This window comes from Bradyrhizobium sp. 604_D8_N2_3, assembly GCF_051810765.1.
GTDB lineage: Bacteria > Pseudomonadota > Alphaproteobacteria > Rhizobiales > Xanthobacteraceae > Bradyrhizobium > Bradyrhizobium barranii.
This window is the reverse complement of the sequence record NZ_JBPWPM010000001.1, coordinates 6,914,356-6,936,767: the sequence shown is the minus strand read 5'-3', so window position 1 is coordinate 6,936,767 and position 22,412 is coordinate 6,914,356. Positions and strand designations below refer to the sequence as shown.

Here is a 22,412-nt window from a genome sequence, read left to right as displayed (position 1 = left end):
TCAACGTCTGGAGTGATTTCCAGCTTCTGTCTGATCTTCGGATGCTAGCCGGGGAAGTCGCGGAACTCCTTGACGAGATTGAACGGGATTTTCCACCCGGCGCCTCCCCCGCGCATCAGCATCTTGATGTCTTCCGCCCTGTTTTCTTTTCCGGTTTTCGGATCGGTCTCCAGCGTGTGGCCTTGGCTGTCCCAAGGTTTGCTCGCGCTCTTCGAGTAGTAGCCGAGAAAATGGCCGGATTCATGGGCAGACGTGTTAGGCCCGCGTTGCGAGCTGATGAAGGCAAGGTCCAGCCCGCGAGCAAACGAGCCATTGGCGAGGCCGCCATTGGACCAAACCTTATCGACGCAGAAAATGGTTAGATGGGCGCCCTGAACTTTGTGTTTGACGAAGATGCCCTTCAGTTTCTCGACGTCGATCACATCGGGAAAGGTCGCCAGGCTCGCATCCTTCATGCCAGTCGCATTGGCGATCTCCTGTTTGATGGCAGCCTGCGAGTCGTCGATGACCAGCCAGTCGCTTGGCACCCGCTCGAAGCGGATGTTGGCCTGCGGCCTCCATATATTGTTCATCGTCAGCAATTCGTCTTGCTCGTTGCAGGGCTTCTTGGCGTGAAACGCCGGAGCGCCGCCACTCCCCGGAACCATGACATTGCGGAGCGCCACCTTGATCTTGATTTCCGGTAGCACCACGACATAGAGCTTGGCTTCGATCTTCCGGCCGGCCGAACGGGCCACCACCTCCAGGCCGGGAAAACCAATCGGCTTAATCCGGCCATTGATCTCGAAAAACCGTGCATCGCCATTGAAGGTGGCGGGAAGTGACGCCGCCCTGAGCTGCGGATCGATATCGGGTTTGGAGAAGGTTTCTCTGGCCTGCATGACGCGTCTAAGGGTATCGGCGCCATCGATCTCCTTGATCCCGAGGGCATGGGCGTTAGGATCGACTTTGAGCTTTCTTCCGGGATCGATCAGCGCCACGATGTTGGAGCCGCCGAACGGCACCACCATGCCCGGCGGGCTGCGGCGCTCATCGATGCCGGAGCGGCGGAAAACCTCTTGAAAGGCGGCCATGTCTGGTTCTCCTGTCTTAGTTCGGTCCGTCAACGCGAAATCTTGCGCGCGGAAATGAGAGCCTCCTTCGGCGGCGGGAAAACAATCTGGCCGGTCCCCGCGGCGAGATGCAGAAAATTTCGGCGGCGAAGTTTCATGGCCAGTTCCTCCGCAACAATTTGGCACGGACGGCAATAGGCGTAGCCTACCCCGCTTTCCGGAGAGCGCGGAAGGCCAATCAATGTCCGCTAATGGCCCTGTTGAGGGCGCCCGCACCTCGCCTTTGAACTTCCCCGACCGCTCACGTCACTACTAGTCATAGCCGTGGTGGGAGCCGACGCTCCCTCCAGTGCTCAGCTTTGGGCAGGCCACGCCAGCAATGGGAGAAATTGCCATGGGACGCGCGCCGCAGCCACTGCCGCAATACACGCCGCCGGGCCCGGTGGAACAGATGCCGAATATGGCGACGCAACCGCAGTGCTCGCCGCTTGCCAAGGTTCACAGCGCCGCCGTCTTTCCCTACGTGGCCAATGAAGTCGCGACGTCCCGCACCGAGGTCGGCCATCTCGGTGTGGACGTCAGTCTGGTCCCGCCGGCCGGCATCTGCCAATATCTCATCATCTGGGATTTCGGCGTCGACTGGCGGCATCTCAAGAACATCGCCAAGCGCGATCCGCTGTTGGCAGCGCAGCTCATCCGATTTGAGACCGACAAGTCGTTGCAGTTCCAGATCGTCGGATACAGCGACAGCACCGGCGGCGAACGGAACAACAGCTTCCTGCGCACGGGCCGGGCCAAGAACGTCTTTCACCTGTTCGGCCCAAGCGCCCGCTCGCGCGTCTTCTCCGTCAAGCCCGCCTCACACTACGAGTATCTGAAGGACAACACGACCGTGATGAACAGGGCCGCCAATCGCGCTGTGGTCGTCGAAATCTTCGGCGGCGGCGGCGGGACGATCTAGCCACCTTCCACAACGCGAACGGAGGGGCGGGCGGCTCCTATTGGTGCAGTACAGCGTTTCAGCGCTTGCGGAGCCTGGCCGGACCACTATTGCTCGACCACGCAAGGGAGGTAGGTCATGCCACTGACCGAAGGCGACGTCCTGGACACACTCAGTGACTCGGTCGCGCTTGGTATCGAGTTCTACGTCGACAAGATCCATATCAAGGGCGAATACTTGACGACAGTTCGCGATCACATTCGCGCCGGCAATATATTGGTGAAGGGCGGCACTCAGGATCTCGCCTTCTACGATCAGGTTACGGATGTTCTGTTGACGCAGAAGAAGTCGCCGCCCGCAAATGATAGCGATCGGGCGCTGCTCCTGCATGAGTGCGTCCACGCCATGATCGACGTCTATGATCCTGACGGCGCTGTTACGCGCCACATGGGCGAACTGGCGGCCTACCTCACTCAAACCACATATAGCGTTCGCAAGAATCCGTCGTCTAACCGCAACGGCACCGCCCCCTGGGACAAATTCTGGGGCGACCTCTACGCCACGGTGCGCGCCAATAAGCTCGACACCAGCGCGGGCAACGGCGTCCGGATCCCGTCGGCGACGCTCGAAAATCTGCGCCGGCAACTCGCAGCGCTGCCTTTTGTGAACTATGGAGATTTCACAAAAGAAGCGACGGGCGTATCGGATGGGCTGACCCGCAGGAACCTATTTCTGTCGAGCGATGAACCCGTGTCGATGCGTTCATCGAGCGTTTCCCACGAAACTTATGTTGATCCGAGCGATGACTATTTGATGCGCACCCTGATGGAGGCCTACGCGAGCGCCGATGTTAGAGGCTATGGCAGCCGCCTGCGCCGGCTACGTCGTGATTTTCTCTATTGCTCGCTGTCTCGCGCCCATGAGCTCCGGAAGAGGTTTTCGGTGCGGAAGCGTGGAGACCGGCTCTCCGAACTGTTTCACGATCGCCTGTCGCATGGCGGCCGCGCAATTCTTCTCCGTGTGCTTGCGCTGCGAAGCTGACCAGCACGCAAGTCGGAAAAATACTTTTGAGAGGAAGAATGCGCGACCGCACCGCGTCGAATGCTCGGCGTGTCGGTGCTTCAGTTAAGTAGACTCCCGACCACTCCCCTGCAGCGGGTTCTAGTCCAGGTGCCTTGCGCGCAGATCTTGAAGGTCCTTTTTCAATGCCACAAGATCCAGCCCGCGAGGAAAAGTGAGGCGTCCAGAGCGGATCACGAGCCGGACGTACGGATAGCGCTCCTCGGCAAGCATCGGAGAACTGATTTTGTATTTGTGCCAATCTTCAACGATGTGTGCCTGTTGCTCGACGTTGTATGAGTCCCAGGAATCGCCCGGCGTGTACTCGTAGCCGGAACCGATTGTCTGCGCCCAGAACGAGCGCGCCATCGTCCAGTTTGAATCGTTGAACGCCTGCCACACATGGGTCATTTCGTGCACGAAGAGGTCGCAAATGCGACCGAAGTCGTCGCACAAGAGACCGAAGGTGGGGCTAGGCGATGCCAGGTTACTGAACGCGACACTGCCAAGATTGATGGCATACCGCATGCTCGGCACCATGGGATTGCCTCCCCTGAAGAACGGTCCATCGTTCGTCCACGGTCTTCCGCCTGCTCCCAGGCCATTGGTAATCGCAATTGTCTCCCACGGCGGCAGCGTCGGGCCAAAAACGTTGCGCGCGAAATCCCGTTCGCTCACGTCCAGCACGCGCGCGAAGTTGGGTCGGCTTCCTTCACATTCCGGCGGGGTCGGAGCCGCTGGGGTGGGCGCAACCGGTGGAGTGGGCGCAATCGGCGGGGGAGGCGGCGTACCTGGCGGCAGATAGATGAATCCCCCTCGCCATCCACCTCTCCCGCCCGTCGTACCGGAGGAAAACGCAAAATTTTGGCGATCGGGCGACATCGCGCGGCAGCCGACATACTCGGCCAGGTACCAGTTCACCTGGCGTGTGGCTTGTTGGAAATCGCGCTGCTTGACGAGCTTGACGCCCGGAAAATTGAACTCGATGAGGTCCCAGGGGGCGATGCCGATCCGCTTGGCAAGGGATATCCAGGTCTCGCCTGCCGTCACCGCATGCCGGATTCCCGCGGGCGGTACATAGCTTTCGACGACGGGCTTCAACGGCCTTTCCTGGTTCGGCAATGTAAGACCTCCCCCGCCGATTCCTGCGGAACTACGCGTTCTCGCCACCAATACTTATTGGTCGCCGCTACCTCGAGGCGGTTCGATGGTTCCATTCATTCGGGCCACCAACTGGCAGTGGCAAATCGAAGAGCCTCATTCGTAGATTGGAGGCGTAGACACGAAGCAATGTCGAACGAGCGATATCCGCTTTAGCGCCGGCCTTTTGGCTTCGAGCCGAGCAGATCATGCGTGCCGCTGATGCTCACGGTTCCGGAGCACTCGAAACCGCCGAAAAGTCCGCAGGAGCCCGTGACCGTAACGCGCAAGTCTTTGCGCTGGTACATGTCGACCGAAATGCCCACGCGCGAAAAGTCGTTCGCGCTGTTCGGCAGGATCAGATCGATGTGCTCCGCGGCCCATTGCGGTATATGCTTGTTGCTCTTCCAGAACAGCTCATTGCCGGCGTGATGCACGAAGTTCGGTCCGACCGTAAGGGCGCCGTCCACGCCTTCGAATACGAAGCCTGTTTCGTCGATGTGCACGTTCACCCGATCAGGTGCTACGGCGAAATGCAACGAGGTGATGTCCTGGGGCTGCGGGTCCTTGCCGAATTGCGAGCTGTAGGCGTCGCTCCATTGTCCGCGGTCGCGCCCGAGCCCGAAGCCATGGCGGCCCGGGAGATCCCGCGTTGAGAGCGGCCTGTCCGACAGCTTTGGGCGCCAGATCTCCCGGAACCCCTTGCCGATCGTTGCCGCCATCGACAGATCGAGGGCCCAATGCGACGCTTTCTCCGGGCTTTGCCCTTCGGCGAAGGCGTCGAATCCGTCCGTCGTCTTGGCAATGCGCAGCTTCTTGATCAGCTCTTCCCAGTCCTTGGGCAGGAAGGTGACGCCGTCGAGCGTGGTCGTCGCGGCAGCGACACCATACTTCTCGAGCTGGTGCCGGATGTAGGGCTTCTCGTCATAAAGGCGCACATCCGGGTTGGGGCCGGCAAAATAATTCTTCAAATCGATCTGCGGCCGCAGCATGGTCAGTCGTGCCGCGATCTTCCGGTAAGTGTCGGTCGTCGTCGGATCGGTCGTCGTCATGGGGCGCACTCCGAGGCAATCCTCGCCCCAAATTGGTCTCGCCCGGACGGGTTCGGGTTCAATGCCGGCTCGTTCGACCAAGCTGCCGCCCGGCCCAGGTTATTCGAATTCCTATCGCGCCGGTGCAATGACTGTTTGAACCTGCTGATCGGAAACGGCGACCACCAACCGTGGGGTAGTGCGAACAACGAGGACGATCAAATGTCACTGCGGAGCAGGGTATTGGACGTACTCCATGGCCCGGCGGTCGCACGCATGCGCTTCCGGTTTCCGATCCGCGGCAGCCATGTGACGATTGCGCCGCAAACGTTCCATCACGTCGCCCGCGCGATCCGGTTGGGGCAGGTCACCGTCAGACCTCCGACGGATCTCGCGGCAGGCGTTGCTGCACAATACAACGATGTCGCGAGAACCAGGGCGGACGGCACGGCGGTTGCGGCAAACACGCTGGAGGTCGTGTCGGCAGCGGGGCGGATGGACGAGGCCTATATCGTCCACGAGAGCCTGCATGCGGCATACGATCTGTTGCGTACAGGCCTTGATGCCAATGCCGAAGAGGCGTCTGCCTACGTCTGCACGGCGCTCTATTGCCGCATGACAGGCCTGCCCCGCCCTCGCTGGGCCAACGGGCCGATCTACGCCAATGCCGCAGAGGTCGCCCGAACGCTGCTGTCCCAGTATCAGAAGGGCGATCCCGGGATTCCCTGGGTCGGCGAGCATGAATGGAAGATGCTGCGCGCAGGTGTTGGCCTTGATCCGGTCTATGCCAGCGGACCCGGCGGTATTCTCACGGGATGGCTCCTCGGCCAGCAATATACCCACGACGGCTAGAGTGCCGGGCCGCATCCGCTGCAGGAAATGGCACGAGCTTCCAACTCCTGCCGTTCATCGCCAACGGAGCCGACGCACTTGAGCGCATCACGCGACCAGCAGGCCCAGCTTGCCGACCATCGCAAGCGAGCGCTGAACGCTTTCTCGCGTTGACAGCAATAACGGCTCGGCAGGCTGCCCGGCATTATCCTTCTGGTCTATCCGGATGGTCGGGCCGAATTTTTCCGTCATTTCGGCCGTGATCTGGTCGATGGTCCGCGCTCCGTCGAGCAATTGCAGGAAATCCCTGGTCCGGTCGTCCTCCAACTGCACCGTTTGGTGGAGGAGGTTGGTGACGAGCGGACCTGTTTGCGCTTGTCTTCGCGCGAGCAGGCTCGCCTGCGGATGCTCGGTAGCTTCCTTCAACAAAAAGGGACGCGACAGCAGGAACGAAACCTCGCCGCTGCAAGCCAGGATGAACATCGCCTCCGTCAACACCTTTTGGTCATCATCCGCCCGCCGGTCGCCCAGCAGCGCGCGGGCCCCATCGAGCAGCTCGTCGAATGATAATGCTCGCGGCCAGGCCCGGCCCAGACATAGATGCGCGGCCTTCAAGAGCGGATTGGTTACCGTGACCCTGCTGCCGTCCTGGTTCTCGAATTCCATCGCGGAATCGTCGGTCACGCAGGCGTCGGGGTCGACCGGGTTGGTCGTGCTCAGCAAATGGAACCGGGTGACGAAATCGAGGTCGACCTGGCGGGACAGCGAAATGCTGTCGTGGCAGAGCAAGGTGCGCCGAAAGCCGTTGCCGTCGATGAAGTCCTGATATTGATCGCGCGCCATGAACTCGCTTTCCGGGAAGCGCTGCAGCGTCGCGCGAACCTCCTCGGAATAGCCGGCAAGATAGCGTCGTGAAAAATCAGCATCGCCCAGATATTGCAGGCCATGGCGGCTTGCGTCCTCGGCGACCTCATGCAGCAAGAACGCCTCGGCACCATCATCGAGATCGTCGTGAAACAGAAGCTCGTCGGGGGACTTGAGGACGCGGTTGTACTGGTCGCGCATAACTGCGCCGTGCACCGAGTTGGCCTTCGAGCCGTCGCTCAGGAACTTCAGGATCGCGCGGGCCTGTCCGACCTTCTCCTTCATGCCGGTGAGACGGCGGGTGTGATACCGCATCATGTCGCGGACCATGTCGCGAAGATGCGAGAACGGGTGCGCATTGTAGCTGACGTAGCAGACCCCGCGGGGAGCCAGGTTCTGCTTGAAGATCATCATCATCTTCTCGCGCACCGCCGGCGGCACCCAGGAATACACGCCGTGTGCGATGATGTAGTCGAACTCCCCGAAGCCTGCGTCGACATTCATGATGTCGCAATGGAGAAGCTTGATGTTGCTCAGGCCCAATGTGGCGATGTTTCGCTGGCCGCGCTCGATCGTCACGCCGCTCAGGTCGACACCGACGAATTCGCTGATTGGATATTGAAAGGCCATCGGCAACAGGTTGCCGCCAACGCCGCAGCCAAGCTCCAGCACCCGGCAACGCTCGACCGGCGCTGACTGTATGCCGTAAACGGCAGCAATGGTAGCAAGATGGTTCGGATGAGTGAGCCCGTAGACGTGGCCGGGGTAGTAGACCTCGTCGTATGGCGTGGGACCGGCGTTCGGGTGGCGATGCTCGGTTTGAATGTTCATCGTCCTCAGTTCCACGAATATGCGAACTTGTCGTTCTCGATCGAGACCCGCGCTTGCTTGATTTCTTCCTTGGCAAGCGACTTGCTAAGGAACTCGCGCGACAGCTCCGGGAGCAGGGTGTTGGTGATGATGTTGTCAATCATTCGCCCGCCGGAATCCGGGTCGTTGCAACGTGACACAATGTGCTCCACGACCGCGTCATCGTAGTCGAAGGACGCGTTATGATTGTCGCGGAGGCGTCGTCCGATCCGGTCGAGCTGTAACCGAACGATCCCGGCGAGCATCTCGTCGGATAGCGGGAAGTACGGTATCGAGACGATGCGTCCGAGCAGCGCTGCGGGAAACACCTTCAGCAGTTCCGGCCTCAGCATCTTGGCGAGCTCTTCCGGCTCGTTGCGATACTTTGGATCGCGCGAGAGGCCCATGATCAGATCGGTGCCGACGTTGGTGGTAAGGATGATCAAGGTGTTCTTGAAGTCGATCCGCCGCCCGTTGCCGTCCTCCATGGTTCCCTTGTCAAACACCTGGAAGAAGATCTCGTGGACGTCGGGATGAGCTTTCTCCACCTCGTCGAGCAGGATGACACTGTAGGGCTTGCGCCGGACAGCCTCGGTGAGGCGTCCACCTTCGCCATAGCCGACATAGCCGGGAGGTGCACCCTTCAAGGTCGAGACGGTGTGCGCTTCCTGGAACTCCGACATGTTGATCGTGATCATGTTCTGCTCACCGCCGTAAAGGGTCTCGGCAAGCGCCAGGGCGGTTTCAGTCTTGCCCACGCCGGATGGACCAGCCAGCATGAACACGCCGATCGGCTTGGAAGGGTTGTCAAGCTTGGCGCGGCTGGTCTCGATTCGCTTGGCGATCATCGTCAGCCCATGAGACTGGCCGACGACGCGGCGGTTGAGGATCTCCGGTAGCTTCAGCACGGTTTCGATCTCGTCGCGCATCATCCGGCCGACCGGGATGCCGGTCCAGTCAGAGACAACGGACGCCACCGATTGCTGGTCTACATGGGCATAGACCATCCGCTTCTCCGGATGGATGCTCTCAAGTGTGTCGAACTTGCCGCGCAACTCCGCGCGCCTGGCAGCCGGATCTTCGCCTTCTTTGGGCTGGGACAGAATCTCCCGGATGCTCCGGATGTCCTTGACGAGTTCCTGCTCTGCGGCCCAATCGGCTTCAAGGTTCGTCAGCTTGTCCTTCAGTGCCGCAATGTCGTTGTCGATCGCCGTGATGCGGTCGCTGTCCTTAAGCCCAAGATCGCTGTCGCTGACGAGTGCCGATTTCTCGGCTTCACGAGCGGTAATCGCAACGCGTGCATCCTCGATCAGGGCTGGCGTCGCGCTCTGGCTGATGGCCACGCGCGCCGAGGCGGTATCAAGCAGGCTGACCGCCTTGTCCGGCAACTGCCGTGAAGGAATGTAGCGGTGGGACAGGTTGACCGCTGCGACGATCGCAGCATCGGAGATGCGAACGCCGTGGTGCTTTTCCATCGGACCGAGAAGTCCGCGCAGCATGATGCAGCAGGTCTCCACTTCCGGTTCATCGATCTGGATCGGCTGGAAGCGTCGCGTGAGCGCGGGGTCTTTCTCGATATACTGGCGATATTCTGCCCATGTGGTGGCGGCGATCGTGCGCAGCGTGCCACGGGCGAGAGGAGGTTTCAGGAGATTGGCCGCATCACCGGTGCCGGCCGCGCCGCCGGCGCCGATCAATGTATGGGCTTCATCGATGAACAGTATGATCGGGGTGGGTGAGCTCTGGACCTCGTCGATCACCGAGCGCAAGCGCTGCTCAAACTCACCCTTCATGGAAGCACCGGCCTGCATCAGGCCGATGTCGAGCGCACAAAGCCTTACACCGCGGAGCGGTGGCGGCACGTCGCCGGCGGCGATTCGCTGGGCGAATCCCTCGACAACTGCGGTCTTGCCGACGCCAGCCTCGCCGGTAAGAATTGGATTGTTCTGCCGCCGTCGCATCAGCACGTCGATCAGTTGGCGGATTTCTTCGTCCCGGCCAAGGATCGGATCCATCTCACCTGATTTGGCCTTGGCGGTGAGATCCTGGGAGAACCGGTCGAGCGGCGTCGTCCCCTTGGGACCCGCTTGGGCCGCGCCTTCCGTGCCTGCGCCGACCAGGCCCGAACCGTCCATCGGCCGCATGGTTTCCTCGTCGGAGCCGGCCCAGACATTGCGGCGCTCCGCGGCGAGTGCGTCGACGTTGACCTTGGCGAATTCCTGCGAGAGGTTGTTCAGCGTGCGACGAATATCATTCGATTTCAGGCCCGCCACGAGCAGATGACCGGTGCGGATCTGGGTCTCGCCAAAGAAGAGCGTGGCATAATGCCAGCCCCGATCGAGCAGATCGATGACCGGATTGGCGACGCCCGGCATGTCGGTTTCGTTCTTACGAAAGCCATTGATCACGCCGGCAAGGTCCGACAACAAGCGTGCCCGGTCGAGCTTGTAATGATCGACCGAGAGGCTGAGATCGTTGCGTTCCTGCTGCAGGATATGAAACAGCCAGTGCGCTAGCTCGACGTTGCGATTGCCGGCGCTCTTTGCGTGGCGCAGGGCCTGTATGAAGGCATCATAGCCGGCCCGGTTCAGCTTGCCCGTTACAGCCTCAATGCTGATGTCGGTCACGGCGGATCCTCCTGCTTAATCCATCCGCGGATGCCTGGCATCAAGCGGAAATTTCATCGAATCCCATAGCTTTAGGCAATCGGCGCTACGGATAGGTTCAAATCGCCGAGGCATCGGCTGCGGCGGCCCGACGGGCGCTCAAGCGCTCGCTGAGCTGAAAGCGGGCATCGCGGCGATATTCTTCCGTGGAAGTCCAGTTCGGCGAGACCCAGGTGGTCCATCCAAGTCGTCCGCTCTGTCCGAGCCTGACCGGGACGACCTCTCCCGCTGGAATGGCGAGCTCCACCTCCCATTCCAATTCGTCGCCGATATAGAAGAACACGGCGTCCGCCAGAGGCTCCGACAAGTTGCGCGCTTCGGTCGGCAAGAACTGTTCGTACTGGGTAAAATTCTTGACAAAGACCCGCACCCTGATCTTGTCCTCGACGCTGAACACGCGTGAGCCCAGAAGAGCGTCCCGGCCGAGCCTGGCATGGGTTCCGCCGAGCCGGCTGCAATGACTTGGGTCGAATGACAGCCAGGTGCCGACAAATTCGTCGATCTCGACCTTGACGTCGAACAGCCCCTGCAGGAACCGCGTCAACCGTGACGCACACTTCGCTCTGGGGGAGATCAGTCCGGCAAAGCTGAGCTTCGCCATGTCCGGTACGGTGTCTCGATCAGCGAAAACGTCGGAGCCGAGGCCGGCGAAGGAGCCGACATAGGCGATGAAGCGATCATCCGCCGGACGGTCGTGCTGAGCGATCGGCCGCGCATCGGCCCAGGCGCGAAAGAAGAGTTGCAGAAAGCGTCCGTTGAGCAGATCGAGAAAGCGCGGGAAGGCGTCATCCCGCATCAGCCACCAACTGAGGCTCTCGTCGGTGGTGGCAAGCGGCAGCGCGCCCTGCGGCCCCAGGAGACCGAGAAATTTGACGAGTATCCTGAGCCGGCCACCCACGTCGTCGACGGCCGCAAGGTTGGAGGCGGGGAACTCCAGATAAGGCACTTGGCCGAGGTCGATATACTCCTCGCGGCGTGCAGCGCTGTCACCGATCCGCGGTCGATCCGAGTTGGCGCGCTCGAGCTGGCGCAACGCATTAAAGAAATCGAACCGCCAGGGCTCCGCCTTCATCTGGTCGATCAGCGTCATAGAGGTCTCCGCGTGCCCATGCGCGGCGGCCAACGCATGATCTCGCCGCGCTCCGGCGTCGAGACGACCGTCTGTGTGAAGGTATTGAAGCCCGAATAGTCGGCGAAGAAGCGCTCCAGCACGGCTCCGAGCAAGAACACGCCGCTGCCCTCGAATGCCTTCTCGTCGAGCGTGATGGTAATCTCCAGGCCGCGCGCTGCGCCGCTGCCGGTGCGCTCGCGCACCCGCCGTACGACCGGCCGGCTTTCTATGCTGCGCACGCCGCGGATCTTGCGTTCCGTGGCGTCGTCGAACTGATCGGCGAACAAGGACAGCATTTCGCGCAGGGCTCCGGCGTTCTTGCCGCCACCGCGCTCGACGAGGCCAAGATAGTTCAGGCTCAGCATGTTGATCAGCCGCCAGCTGACGATTCCGCTGTTCGCGATCTCGCTGCGGCTGCGCAATTGGGCCACGATCGGTTCGCGTGGTCGGGTGGGACCGGCGACGCACATCAGATCAAGGGAAGTATCGTCCAACAGGCGGAAGTCGGCGCCGCCCTGGCCGACCGGCAAGTGTTCGGTGAGATGCCGGTTGGAGCACAGCGCCCGGACGCTGAGTTCGGCGACCGCACCTTCGCCGCTAAGTTCACCGGGCTCCAGCAGAGACAGGAACATGTCCGTCCCGGTGTAGTCCGATGATGCGCCGTACGTCTTTTCTCCCACTGTGCGGCGCCGGGGCAACCGTCGAACGGTGAAATAAAGCCCCTCGACCGATCCGCTGGTCCGGTCGACGGCGGCCGAATACAGCGGGCGCACCGGCCGCTTGTCCTTGTCGGCCGGAAAGTGCGCGTAGACTTCGAGTACCTGGTGCGGTTCGTATTCCAGATAGCGGCTGCGATCGGGCACCACATGGTACTCGTGCGTATTCGACTTGACGGGGATGCGATCGCTCGTCTTCTCGAACAGGTTGATTGCCGGCGCGCTATAGAGCCTGAAGGTATCGGGCCGCACCGCGGCGGCAAGCCGTGAATTGTGTTCATCGAAAGCGAAGACGATATCGATCGATTTGCTGCGCAGCCGTGGCATCACGCTGCGAAGTCCCGTCAGGTTGAAGCCGAGGAACTTGCGTGGAAACATGAAATATTCCCGCAGCAGCTCCGAGCCGCGAAAGACCCGGTTGTCGTTGGGAAACAGCGACTCGTCCTCGTCGAAACCAATCTGCTGCACGCAGTCATGGGGCGCACGAGTCACCACCGGATCGCCGAAATCATCGAGATGCCGGAAGTAGACGCCCTTGCAGTTCGAGATCAATTGCTCGTAAAGCGCAATGGCGTCGGATTCCGCGCCTGAAAGGTAGATCGGAAGTTCGCTCGTGCGGCAGCCTGCAAACCAGGTTTCCGGCTTGGCCCTGGCCTCCGCGTCCGGCAGCTCCTCATCGAGCCGGGCCGCGGTACGGTGGGTCAACGACAGCCTGAGCCCGGCGATGACGTCGCCGCCGACGGGAATCCCGAGCGCCTGCAGCGCGCCTGCCGTCGAGAAGTATTCGGCGCCGGTGACGTCGAATGGCCAAAGAGCGATATCGCGGCAAAGTCGAAATCGGCAGGAGAGACTTCGTTCTCTCTCGCGATAGGTGGCGTCGAAATAGGCGCCGCGCGCGATCTTCTTGCCATCGCGTAGCGCTGGGTCGGCATAGGGGGGGCGTGCCGTGACCAGCATGGCCGACGGAGTCGGGGCAAGGTAATTCGGAACCAGTTGCTCGAGCAGGTTTGCAGTGAATTCCGGGAATTCGTGCTTGAGCTTGAGCTGAACGCGAGCGGCGAGAAATGCGGCACCTTCCAGCAATCCCGTGATCATGGGATCAGAGCGATCCCGGATCAGCCCACCGAGGCGTTCTGCGATGCCGGGATACTCTTCGGCGAAATCCCCGGCCTGCTCGTAGAGCAGTGACAGTTCACGATTGTAAAAATCCAGGAATTCGCGGTTCATGCTAAAGTCGGTTGATCTGGATATCGCCGCTGTCGAGGTCGACGTCGGCGACGAACTCCACGGGGACGTTGAGCGGCTCGGCCTTCAGGTCGGCGTGAACGATGAAGCGCAGCTTGAGTTGCTCGGGGCCGACCGAGCCGTCGCGTCGGACCCGGATGGTGTTGCGATCGAGCCTCGGTTCATAAGTCGTGAGCGTCTCGCGCAACGCGTCGGTGAGCTCGTCGTCGGCGACCTCGTCGATCGAACGGTGGGCAATATCAGGGAAGCCAAAGTTCAGGATTGAGGTTCGGACGCAATCGTGGCCGTTCAGATCCAGGGTCGATTCCAGGGCAATGGTATTGAGGAGCGTTTCGAGGTCATGGGAGACCTCGCGCCGGAGCAACGTTTCCGAGATTGGAAATCGGCCCGCGCTCCGCCGCCCTGCAATGACCCGCTCGCCAGACTCATCGCGTAGATTGAGCTTCTTGCGTGCGTCGCGCGCTTCATGGGCTGAGCGAAATGCCAGCATCAGTGGGGGAGAGAGCCGATCCTTCTTTCGTGCAATGGTCATTCACGGTCCCCATGACGCCCAACTCGCATGCAATCCCGGGGGGCGCGCGTTGGTGTCCGACTTGGCGTCGCCCAGCAGGCTTTCGGGCCCGCAACCGGGCCGGACGAGAGGTGCGATCAAAATCGCACCGCTTGGCGCCGGTTCGCCAATCGCAACCGGCGCCAGGCGAGGGGCCGACAATCAGGCCCATTCCTTGTTGGCAGGAACATCCCAGCCAAACGTCGGCGAAGCTCCGGCGCCACCCTTCTCCGTCTGGGTCTTGTAGATCATCTTGACCTTCGCGAAGTTCAGACTCACGTTTTCGGTAAGGCGATCTTCGCCGTGCGATCCGCCTGTCGATACGCTCGTCACGAGAACCTGCTTCATCTCGATCTTGAGATATTCCAGCGGGTTTTCGCCGGCCTTGCGGACCGTCAGGATCGCGCTGTCGATATGCTTGCCGTTTGCGCAGACCTTGAAAAGTTCCGGCGTGGCCTTGTCAACGAAGTGCGTGAAGTGAAGATCCTGCACGCTGACCTTGCCGGCGCCGCCGCCCGATCCGCTGTGGAAGGTACCGGTCTGGCTCTCGCCAAACGACCAACTCAAAATATCGATTTCGTCTTTGTGCTTGTCGTCCAGCGACTCGCCCTTGATCGGATCGAGTTTCAGGAAGATGTCGACAGCCATAGCATGGTCCTCTCAAATTTCTGTGTGTACGGTTGCGATGCTGCAGCGTCAGGAGCTGGGACCTGGCAGGCGTGAAACCAGACTGAGGCCGACATCCATCGCTTCCAATTGAAAGTGCGGACGAAGAAAGAAGCGCGCGTTGTAATATCCCGGGTTCTCCTCGTTTGCTATGACCTCTACCTTCGCAGCGGCCAGCGGCTTGCGCGCTTTCTGAGCTTCTGACGATAGGGCTGGGTTGGCATCAACGTACTCGTTGATCCAGGTTTGCAGCCAGACCGTCAGCTCATCCTTCTCCTTCATGGATCCGATCTTGTCGCGAACCATGCACTTCAGATAGTGCGCAAAGCGAGACACTGCGAACATGTAGGGCAGACGTGACGACAGGTTGTCGGACGCGGTTGCATCCACGCCCTTCTCGCCGAAATACTTCTTCGGCTTGTAAAGCGACTGGGCGCCGATGAAGGCGGCCTTGTCGGTGTTCTTGCGATGGATCAGCGGGATGAGACCCGCCTTTGCAAGTTCGTGCTCGCGGCGATCGCTGATGGCGATCTCGGTCGGGCATTTCAGATCGACGCCACCGTCGTCGGTCGGGAATGTGTGCGTCGGCAGATTGATGACCTCTCCGCCGGATTGCACACCGCGGATGCGCGTGCACCAGCCGAACTCCTTGAAGGCGCGGTTGATGTTGACCGCCATCGCATAGGCCGCGTTGATCCAGCCGTATTTGTCGCCGGTGTGCCCGTCTGTCTCCTCCTCGAAGGCGAACTCTTCCACAGGCTCCGATTTCGCGCCGTAGGGGAGGCGACCCAGCGCGCGCGGCATGCACAGGCCGAGATAACGCGAGTCGTCCTGGTCGCGCAGTCCCTTCCATGCGGCATATTCCGGCGTGTCGAACACCTTGCCGATATCGCGAGGGTTGGACAATTCGGTCCACGAGTCCATTCCCATCAGCGTCGGCTCGGCGCCGCTGAAGAAGGGGGCGTGTGCGGCGCCGGCGATCTTGCTGAGATCGCGCAGCAACTGCACGTCGGTGGGGAGGTGGCTGAAATAGTAGTCGCCGATAAGGCAGCCGAACGGCTCGCCGCCCAACTGGCCGAACTCGTATTCGTAGATCTGCTTGAACAATGGGCTCTGGTCCCAGCGCGCATCGGGGTAAAGCCGCAGATTACGATACAGCTCGATCTTCGAGACGTTCATGACCCGGATCTTGAGGTTGGCGTCGGTCTCCGAGTTGAAGACGAGGTAGTGGAGGCCCCGCCAAGTACTTTCGATCGCCTGGAATTCGGGTGCGTGAATGATCTCGTTCATCTGCGCGGTCAGCTTCTGGTCGATCCGCGCGATCATCTCCTCGATCGTGTCGAGCACGTCCGACTTGATGACGCTCGAGTCTTTCAATGCCTCTTGAACGAGCGTGGATACCGCGTTGTCGACCTCGGTCGCTGCGCGTTCGGTGCGCGGTTTGAAGCTTTGCTTCAGCAGAGTGGCAAACTCGTCAGCTTCGACGGTCTTGACCTGGGTGGTGCTCTCTTTGTGAACAGCTTCTTTTGCCATGGTCCCCGTTCCTTCCTTAGCTCTCGGTGCCAGGTTCGGTCGACTGGCTGATCGCGCGTTCCCGAAGCGCTGCCATCAGTTGAGGATCGGCCAGAAGTTTTTTCAGCTGATCCTCGGCGGCTACCTTGCCATCCATGTAGCGCAGCAGGTTGGCAAGTTGTTCGCGCGCCTCGAGCAGCTTGGCTGTAGCCGGCACCTGGCGGGCGACGGCCACGGGAGTGAAGTCGGCCATCTTGTTGAAGCGCAGATTGACCGAAAGTTTTTCGTCTGATCCGTCGCTGAGACGATTGGCGACGCGCGCCGTCACGCCGGGCTGGATTGCCGCCATGCGGCTGTCGAAATTGTCCATATCGAACTCGAGGAATTTGCGCTCCTCGACCTTCGTCTTCTCGACGCCGGGGTTATTGCCGGAAAGGTCGGAGAGGACGCCCATGACGAACGGCAGTTCGATCAGCCGCTCGGCGTCGTAAGGATCTTCGTATGTGATGTGCACGCGTGGTGCGCGATTTCGACGAATGAATTTTTGACCGCTATCTGTAGCCATGGTTCCCTCACTACGAAATCGCTTTAGACGTCGAATTTGCGCGACGCAGATCGGCTAGGGGACTTCAAGTTGCTGCGGTCGGCAAACATCCTTGTGTCCATTTAGTGCCCTCGAGCGAAAGCTGGGTTCAATGCGATCTGTCGATTGTTTTAAGCGCTCCCTCAGGAAGAACATCATTCAAAAGGCTGAGAAAGTCTCGTTGCGCGAGGTCGCGCGCGCGATCTGCCAAAAAGGGGATGGGGCTGGACGGCTCTGCGGTTCGGAAAAACGACGCCACCTTCGCCAGCAGGCCCAAGGCTTGCGTTCTGCTTTCCACTGAAAATACAATGTCTTGGGTGTTGTTCTCGGCCGTCGATGAGAATGACGTGGCGAGTTCCGCCATCCGTTCGATCGGCAGGTCGAAGACCTTGTCGCGTCCGATGTTGATCGCAGCGCCCCCCACGTGCGCAGGCACCAGCATCCGCATGACTTCAATAAATGACTTGCCGACCATCTCCTGCGCTTGACGCACCAGCAACAGTGCCGGGTTGGACGGTTCCATTCGGGCAAAATAGTCTGCCACTGCTGCAAGCGCTGCAGATGCCTGTGCGGATGAAGTCACCACACCGGTCGTGTCTGACGGCGCCTGTGCATCGACAGGACCGACATCTTCCGCGGTTGCGGCGATCGCGGCCGGATCGCGCGACGCGACAAGACCCGCAAGCCAGGCAGCCATGCCGTTAACCAAGCCAGAGAGCCTGTCGAGGCTGATCGGTTGCCCCGCGTTCAACTTCTCGTGCCAGGTCTGCTTGATGGCCGCGATTTCAGCAGCGACCGCAGAGCACCGCCCGCTGGCTGCCTTGAGAGTGTCGAGATCTGTCTCGCTGACGATGCGCTCGATGGCCGCCAGATCAGGCCCGTCGGCGTCGGCGTCGCCGGCGGGAATTTCGCCGTGAGCGATCTGATAGGCACGGTAGTTGAGGTTGCCGTGTCTGCGGTTCTCGATCAGGGGAAGGAACTGGAGCGGGTTGATCACGGTCGGGAACACGTCGATTGCCTCGACTGTGACGGCGCGAAGTGCGTAGTCGCCGTCCTCGCCCTTCGGATGCACCGCTTCCCACTGCTCGCGCAGCAGCAGGTTGGTCGCCTTCAGGCAGCAGAGAAAGCCGTCGAGATCGCGGTTGAGGATTGAAAATTTGGCCAGCAGCAGGTTCAGACGCAGATCGCGGGTACGCGCCAGAATGGGCTGCGCGGCGGCAAACTGGCCGGCAAAATCGACCGCTTTTGGGTCGAAGCGTCCACGCTCTCCGTTGGCATTGACGACCTCGAAGAACGACATCGGTAGCAGCGATTCCGCACCTGCGAAGAAGTTCAGATATTGGACGTCTCCGATGGCGTCGAGATCCGGTCCGCAGGGATCGTCAGCGGCAATGGGCTGCGTCAGGGAGGCGACGTCAAGCATATGCGGACCGTCCATCTGCTCGATCACGGCCCCGCTGCCGAGCCCGTGGCGACTAGGGGATCGCGCGGGGGCGCATGATCCGGAATCTATACCTATGGGTCAGATGCCTGCCGACCTTGGTTCATTCCCGAAGATCATGCCATTTTCGCGTGAACCGGCAAGCTCTTGGAGCCGACTACTTGATGGCCCGGGGTAGATCTTTGGCGGCCGTTGTGGAACGTCAGGAAGCCCAGCCCTGGGGCGGGCTTGCCGGCACAGCCGGCGGCACGCATGATTTCCGTCGTTCTTGCATAACGTCTGATCAGCTTTTTTGCAGCGGGTCATTCGATCGAAGGAGGGAGTTTAAGCCCACATGGGCCAGCTTACTCAGGATACCCGCCTCTGCGAACTCAAGACGCCTCTTGGCAAGGACGTTTTGGTTTTTGCCGGATTCGAAGGCTCGGAAGGTCTCAGCGAACTGTTCGAGTATCGCATCGAGTGTCTCAGTGAGGATGCCGACCTCGACTTCGACCGCGCTATCGGCCAGCAGTGCACGCTGACCATAAAGCTGCATGAAAAGGAGCGCGAGTTCAGCGGCATTCTGACGGAGGCCCAGTGGCTCGGGGTGAAGAACGACTATTTCAGCTACCGGATCGTGCTGAGGCCCTGGTTATGGCTGTTGTCGCGAACCACCGATTGCCGGATCTTTCAGGACAAGAAGGCTTCCGACATCATCAAAGAGGTCTTCAACGAACGCGGCTTCACCGACTATGAATCCAAACTCACCGAAGAGGGTTCTTGTCCGAAGCTCGAATATTGCGTTCAGTACCGCGAGACCGACATGAACTTCGTGTGCCGGCTGATGGAGCAGCACGGCATCTACTACTTCTTCAAGCATGAGGGCGGCAAGCACACGCTGGTGTTGGCGGACTCCAAATCGTCGCACAGTCCGATCAATGGTCTTGCTACGATTCCCTACATCCCGCTGGCGGGTGCCGACCGGCGAGGCGAGCAGCACATCTATGAATGGGTATCGGAGCGGCGATTTCGTACCGGCAAGATCGAACTCAACGATTACAACTATCAGAAGCCCAACGCTCAGATGATCAGCGACGCCAAGGGCTCCGAGCATTACACTCGGTCGGAGATGGAGTTTTACGACTATCCCGGGAAGTTCAAGGAGAAATCCGACGGGGAGCGCTACGCGAAGATCCAGCTCCAGGCAGAGCAAGCGATGGATCGGCGTCGCCGCGGCAATGGCGACGCCGTCAACCTGTTCCCTGGCGGGCTGACGAAGCTCGAAAAGCACTCCAAGGACTCGCAGAACGTCGAATACCTCGTGGTGCGAGCTGTGCACTCGTTCTCGATCGAATCCTATCGCACCGGCGGTCCGAGCGACGCAGGGCAACACGTCTATTTCGGCAGCTACGAGTTCTTGCCTAGCGATCGGCCGTTTCGAGCGCTGATGATGACGCCGAAGCCAAGAATCAACGGCATCCAGACGGCCAAGGTGGTGACCAAAGACGATAATTCGAGCGAGGAAATCGACGTCGAGTCCCTGGGCGAAATCTATGTCCGCTTTTTCTGGGATCGGAAGAAGAAGCGGTCGTGCCGGTTGCGCGTGGCTCAGGTTTGGTCTGGCAAGCGCTGGGGCGGTCAGATCATCCCGCGCGTCGGACAGGAAGTCGTTATCGAATTCCTGGAGGGGGATCCGGACCGGCCCCTGGTGATCGGCACCGTGTACAACGACGAATACAAGCTGCCCTACGATCTGCCGTCGAAGAAGACGATCGGGGGATTGAAGTCGGACTCCACCAAAGGTGGCGGCGGCTTCAACGAGTGGAGCTTCGAGGACAAGAAGGGATCCGAGAAGATCACGGTGCATGCCGAGAAGGACCACGACGTAACGGTCCGCGACACCGAGACACGTACCATCGGCGAAGCTGCATTTGGCGGCGACACGCGCAACACCACGCTCAAGAACGGCAATGATAAGCTCGATATCCAGTTGGGTGGTCAGCACATCACTTTGGCCATGGACCAGTCTGTCAATGCAGGCCTCAGCATCACGCTCATGGCCAATGCGAACATCACCCTACAGGTGGGTCCTAGTCAGATCATCCTGACCCCGGCGGGCATCGTCATCAACGCGCCGACGATCGCCATGACGGCGCAGGCCGGCATGGCGCTTGCTGCCGGTGGTCCGCTGGTCGCCCACGGTACTCCAACCCTTGTTGGTTGACGGTCATGGGACAAGTTCGGTTCGGTACGGTTCAGGATCTGTTTCAGGCCTATCCCTTGGCGCGTTATGATGTCGGCAAAGCCGACGCTGACAAGCCTTCGCTGGACTTCCTTCAGGAGGCCGCCGATGCGCGGAATTGGCACCCGGCCGTGTCTTACTGTGCCTATCTGCTTCCCAGGCGCGTAGCAGTTGCCTGGGGATGTCGCTCGCTGCGACTGATGTTCGACCATTTCGACGCCAGCGATACCAGGTCGCTCAATATTGTGGAGACCTGGGTCCGGCAACCGGACGAGCAGTCCCGGAACAAGGCGCTGGCTGTCGGCAATGCCAATGATCCCGAGCAGCCGGCGACATGGCTGGCGCTGGCGGCCGGCTGGTCCGGCGGAAGCGTGGTTCCCCCGGAATTTGCGCCCGTGGAAGCTAAGCCAGATCAGGCCGCGCGGGCGGTGCGTGCAGCACTGCTGATCGGCCTCTGCCGGCTCCCCCGTGACGCCCGGGACCGGATAATGACGTCATGCCTAGAGGATGGTATTCAATTGGCACGCGGCGAACCGCGCCCTCCGCGCTAACGAGACGATGTGATGGTGCTTCGCTTTAATATCGAGAACGAACCGAACCTTCCGGATGGCGGACCTGTGTCGTTTACGGTCACCGGCAGGCGTTCAGTCGATATTGGCCGGGACCGTCACCTCGACTGGACGCTGCCGGATCCGGCGCGGACGATTTCCGGAAAGCATTGCGAGGTGCACTTTCGCGACGGTGGCTATTGGCTGCACGACGTTTCGACCAACGGCACCTTTCTCAATGGTGCCGACCAGCGCATGCGGGGGCCGCACCGCTTGCGCGACGGTGACCGACTCACGATCGGCCACTACATCATCGGAGTTTCGCTGGAGAATGAGGCTGGCGGGGGCAGCCCAAACCACGAGGCGCAACTGCGCGAACCCTCGGTCCAGCAGCATGCCGACTACGGAGAGCTTTGGACAGCCGATCGTGACATTCCGCCGCCGATCGATCCGCAACTGCTGAAGAAGCCACGCGAGGCTGCGCGGCCCGTCAATCCGGGGTTCCTGGATTGGGCGGCGAGCGTCCCGGCACCTGGTGTAGACCCATTCCGACGGTCACAGCCGGCGTCTCCGTACCAACCGTCCGAGCAGGACGACGACATGAACTGGGCAGCCGGTCCAGCCAACGCGCCGAAACCGCAAGTCGAGCGCCCGCCCATCATGCCGACCCCACGCCGGCCGTCGGTATGGATTGATGATGAACCAGCCGCTGCCCAGCCGCCAGCATCGCCATCGCGCCCGGCGCAAGCGGCAGACGAGGGACCTGTCACGGCCAAGCCAGTCGGCGGTCCCGAGTTCGCGCGACTGGTGGCGCGCGCTGCAGGATTGCCGGACAATTTCTTTGCCAGCAGGTCCGATGCCGAACTCGCCGAACAGCTTGGCGTCATCTTGCGTATGACCGTGGATAATCTGATGGCGCTGCTGCAGGCGCGGACCCAAGCCAAGCAGCTGACCCGTAGCACTAGCCAAACCACCGTCCAAGCCCTCGAAAATAATCCGCTGAAGTTCTCGCCGACCTCGGAAGAAGCGATGCGCATTCTCTTTGGGCCGCCGACGCGCAGCTACCTCGACACACAGCGCGCCTTTGCGCAGGGCTTCAGTGATCTCAAGTCACATCAGTTGAAGACCTATATGGCGATGCAGCACGCTGTCCATGAACTGATTGCGGGCATAGATCCGACGCTGATGGCCCGCGAGCTCGAGCTTCAGCGTGGCGCAAGCTCCTGGCTCGGCACGAACAAGGGCAAACTCTGGGACGAGTTCTTGACGCGGTGGAAGGCGCATCTCGGCCGCGACAACAGCGCGCCGATCGAAACCTTTATGTTGCATTTCTCGAACTATTACGACCGCGGTGACAAGCCCGGTTCAAAGTAAACTATCGGCGACC

The 22,412-nt window shown here is 60.7% G+C and carries 18 protein-coding genes; 6 read left to right on the top strand and 12 right to left on the bottom strand.

The features are described from left to right. Positions 1-44: 44 nt before the first annotated feature. On the bottom strand, positions 45-1,073 hold the full coding sequence (locus tag AB7245_RS33250; protein WP_439035407.1) for a hypothetical protein: 1,029 nt from the start codon (positions 1,071-1,073) through the stop codon (positions 45-47). Positions 1,074-1,446: 373 nt separating this feature from the next. Here AB7245_RS33250 and AB7245_RS33245 point away from each other — a divergent pair, with 373 nt between their 5' ends. Together AB7245_RS33245 and AB7245_RS33240 are read left to right on the top strand one after the other, a co-directional pair. Continuing rightward, positions 1,447-2,013: a hypothetical protein gene (locus AB7245_RS33245; protein ID WP_063981809.1), complete on the top strand. Its 567-nt coding sequence runs from the start codon at positions 1,447-1,449 to the stop codon at positions 2,011-2,013. Positions 2,014-2,130: 117 nt separating this feature from the next. Continuing rightward, on the top strand, positions 2,131-3,033 hold the full coding sequence (locus tag AB7245_RS33240; RefSeq protein WP_085402418.1) for a hypothetical protein: 903 nt from the start codon (positions 2,131-2,133) through the stop codon (positions 3,031-3,033). Between the two features lie 120 nt (positions 3,034-3,153). On the opposite strand, the gene AB7245_RS33235 is transcribed toward AB7245_RS33240, so the two are convergent. Then, positions 3,154-4,152 carry a hypothetical protein gene (locus tag AB7245_RS33235; protein WP_245328577.1) on the bottom strand — a complete coding sequence of 333 codons (999 nt, stop codon included), beginning with the start codon at positions 4,150-4,152 and terminating at the stop codon, positions 3,154-3,156. 212 nt (positions 4,153-4,364) lie between these two features. After that, positions 4,365-5,243: a hypothetical protein gene (locus AB7245_RS33230; RefSeq protein ID WP_063981811.1), complete on the bottom strand. Its 879-nt coding sequence runs from the start codon at positions 5,241-5,243 to the stop codon at positions 4,365-4,367. 222 nt (positions 5,244-5,465) lie between these two features. Here AB7245_RS33230 and AB7245_RS33225 point away from each other — a divergent pair, with 222 nt between their 5' ends. Next, a complete protein-coding gene (locus AB7245_RS33225) occupies positions 5,466-6,074 on the top strand; it encodes a hypothetical protein (RefSeq protein ID WP_231142835.1) in 609 nt (202 codons plus the stop codon). An 87-nt stretch (positions 6,075-6,161) separates the two neighbouring features. On the opposite strand, the gene AB7245_RS33220 is transcribed toward AB7245_RS33225, so the two are convergent. The 9 genes from AB7245_RS33220 to AB7245_RS33180 form a co-directional block, all read right to left on the bottom strand. After that, complete coding sequence (locus AB7245_RS33220; RefSeq protein WP_063981812.1) at positions 6,162-7,748, bottom strand: methyltransferase regulatory domain-containing protein; 1,587 nt, start codon at positions 7,746-7,748, stop codon at positions 6,162-6,164. A 5-nt stretch (positions 7,749-7,753) separates the two neighbouring features. Further along, entirely contained in the window at positions 7,754-10,393 is a 2,640-nt protein-coding gene (tssH, locus tag AB7245_RS33215) for a type VI secretion system ATPase TssH (protein WP_063981813.1), read from the bottom strand. 97 nt (positions 10,394-10,490) lie between these two features. Continuing rightward, a complete protein-coding gene (gene tssG / locus AB7245_RS33210) occupies positions 10,491-11,555 on the bottom strand; it encodes a type VI secretion system baseplate subunit TssG (RefSeq protein ID WP_063981814.1) in 1,065 nt (354 codons plus the stop codon). Beyond that, a complete protein-coding gene (gene tssF, locus AB7245_RS33205) occupies positions 11,519-13,486 on the bottom strand; it encodes a type VI secretion system baseplate subunit TssF (protein ID WP_085402421.1) in 1,968 nt (655 codons plus the stop codon). The genes tssG and tssF overlap by 37 nt, the downstream gene beginning before the upstream one ends. 1 nt (position 13,487) lies before the next feature. Beyond that, the gene (tssE, locus tag AB7245_RS33200; RefSeq protein WP_094184183.1) at positions 13,488-14,036 is read right to left on the bottom strand and encodes a type VI secretion system baseplate subunit TssE; all 549 of its coding nucleotides are present in this window, start codon (positions 14,034-14,036) and stop codon (positions 13,488-13,490) included. A gap of 180 nt (positions 14,037-14,216) precedes the next feature. Beyond that, complete coding sequence (locus tag AB7245_RS33195; RefSeq protein ID WP_014493489.1) at positions 14,217-14,702, bottom strand: Hcp family type VI secretion system effector; 486 nt, start codon at positions 14,700-14,702, stop codon at positions 14,217-14,219. Between the two features lie 48 nt (positions 14,703-14,750). Next, on the bottom strand, positions 14,751-16,253 hold the full coding sequence (gene tssC, locus AB7245_RS33190; protein WP_063981816.1) for a type VI secretion system contractile sheath large subunit: 1,503 nt from the start codon (positions 16,251-16,253) through the stop codon (positions 14,751-14,753). 16 nt (positions 16,254-16,269) lie between these two features. After that, a complete protein-coding gene (gene tssB, locus AB7245_RS33185; RefSeq protein ID WP_028156839.1) occupies positions 16,270-16,797 on the bottom strand; it encodes a type VI secretion system contractile sheath small subunit in 528 nt (175 codons plus the stop codon). A 127-nt stretch (positions 16,798-16,924) separates the two neighbouring features. Then, entirely contained in the window at positions 16,925-18,238 is a 1,314-nt protein-coding gene (locus AB7245_RS33180) for an ImpA family type VI secretion system protein (protein ID WP_063986183.1), read from the bottom strand. A 352-nt stretch (positions 18,239-18,590) separates the two neighbouring features. On the opposite strand from AB7245_RS33180, the gene AB7245_RS33175 reads away from it, so the two are divergent. Genes AB7245_RS33175 through tagH form a run of 3 tightly spaced genes read left to right on the top strand, consistent with a single transcriptional unit; the run spans position 18,591 to position 22,399 of the window. Further along, a complete protein-coding gene (locus tag AB7245_RS33175; protein ID WP_439035406.1) occupies positions 18,591-20,459 on the top strand; it encodes a type VI secretion system Vgr family protein in 1,869 nt (622 codons plus the stop codon). Positions 20,460-20,464: 5 nt separating this feature from the next. Beyond that, on the top strand, positions 20,465-21,028 hold the full coding sequence (locus AB7245_RS33170; RefSeq protein ID WP_063981818.1) for a DUF6931 family protein: 564 nt from the start codon (positions 20,465-20,467) through the stop codon (positions 21,026-21,028). Positions 21,029-21,040: 12 nt separating this feature from the next. Beyond that, entirely contained in the window at positions 21,041-22,399 is a 1,359-nt protein-coding gene (gene tagH / locus AB7245_RS33165) for a type VI secretion system-associated FHA domain protein TagH (protein WP_354102837.1), read from the top strand. Positions 22,400-22,412: the final 13 nt, after the last annotated feature.

Bases quoted from the DNA above. Each gene is read 5' to 3' on its own strand.
- AB7245_RS33250 (WP_439035407.1), bottom strand. From the start codon at position 1,073: ATGGCCGCCTTTCAAGAGGTTTTCCGCCGCTCCGGCATCGATGAGCGC.
- AB7245_RS33245 (WP_063981809.1), top strand. From the start codon at position 1,447: ATGGGACGCGCGCCGCAGCCACTGCCGCAATACACGCCGCCGGGCCCG.
- AB7245_RS33240 (WP_085402418.1), top strand. From the start codon at position 2,131: ATGCCACTGACCGAAGGCGACGTCCTGGACACACTCAGTGACTCGGTC.
- AB7245_RS33230 (WP_063981811.1), bottom strand. From the start codon at position 5,243: ATGACGACGACCGATCCGACGACGACCGACACTTACCGGAAGATCGCG.
- AB7245_RS33220 (WP_063981812.1), bottom strand. From the start codon at position 7,748: ATGAACATTCAAACCGAGCATCGCCACCCGAACGCCGGTCCCACGCCA.
- tssF (WP_085402421.1), bottom strand. From the start codon at position 13,486: ATGAACCGCGAATTCCTGGATTTTTACAATCGTGAACTGTCACTGCTC.
- tssE (WP_094184183.1), bottom strand. From the start codon at position 14,036: ATGACCATTGCACGAAAGAAGGATCGGCTCTCTCCCCCACTGATGCTG.
- AB7245_RS33195 (WP_014493489.1), bottom strand. From the start codon at position 14,702: ATGGCTGTCGACATCTTCCTGAAACTCGATCCGATCAAGGGCGAGTCG.
- tssC (WP_063981816.1), bottom strand. From the start codon at position 16,253: ATGGCAAAAGAAGCTGTTCACAAAGAGAGCACCACCCAGGTCAAGACC.
- tssB (WP_028156839.1), bottom strand. From the start codon at position 16,797: ATGGCTACAGATAGCGGTCAAAAATTCATTCGTCGAAATCGCGCACCA.
- AB7245_RS33180 (WP_063986183.1), bottom strand. From the start codon at position 18,238: ATGCTTGACGTCGCCTCCCTGACGCAGCCCATTGCCGCTGACGATCCC.
- AB7245_RS33175 (WP_439035406.1), top strand. From the start codon at position 18,591: ATGGGCCAGCTTACTCAGGATACCCGCCTCTGCGAACTCAAGACGCCT.
- AB7245_RS33170 (WP_063981818.1), top strand. From the start codon at position 20,465: ATGGGACAAGTTCGGTTCGGTACGGTTCAGGATCTGTTTCAGGCCTAT.
- tagH (WP_354102837.1), top strand. From the start codon at position 21,041: ATGGTGCTTCGCTTTAATATCGAGAACGAACCGAACCTTCCGGATGGC.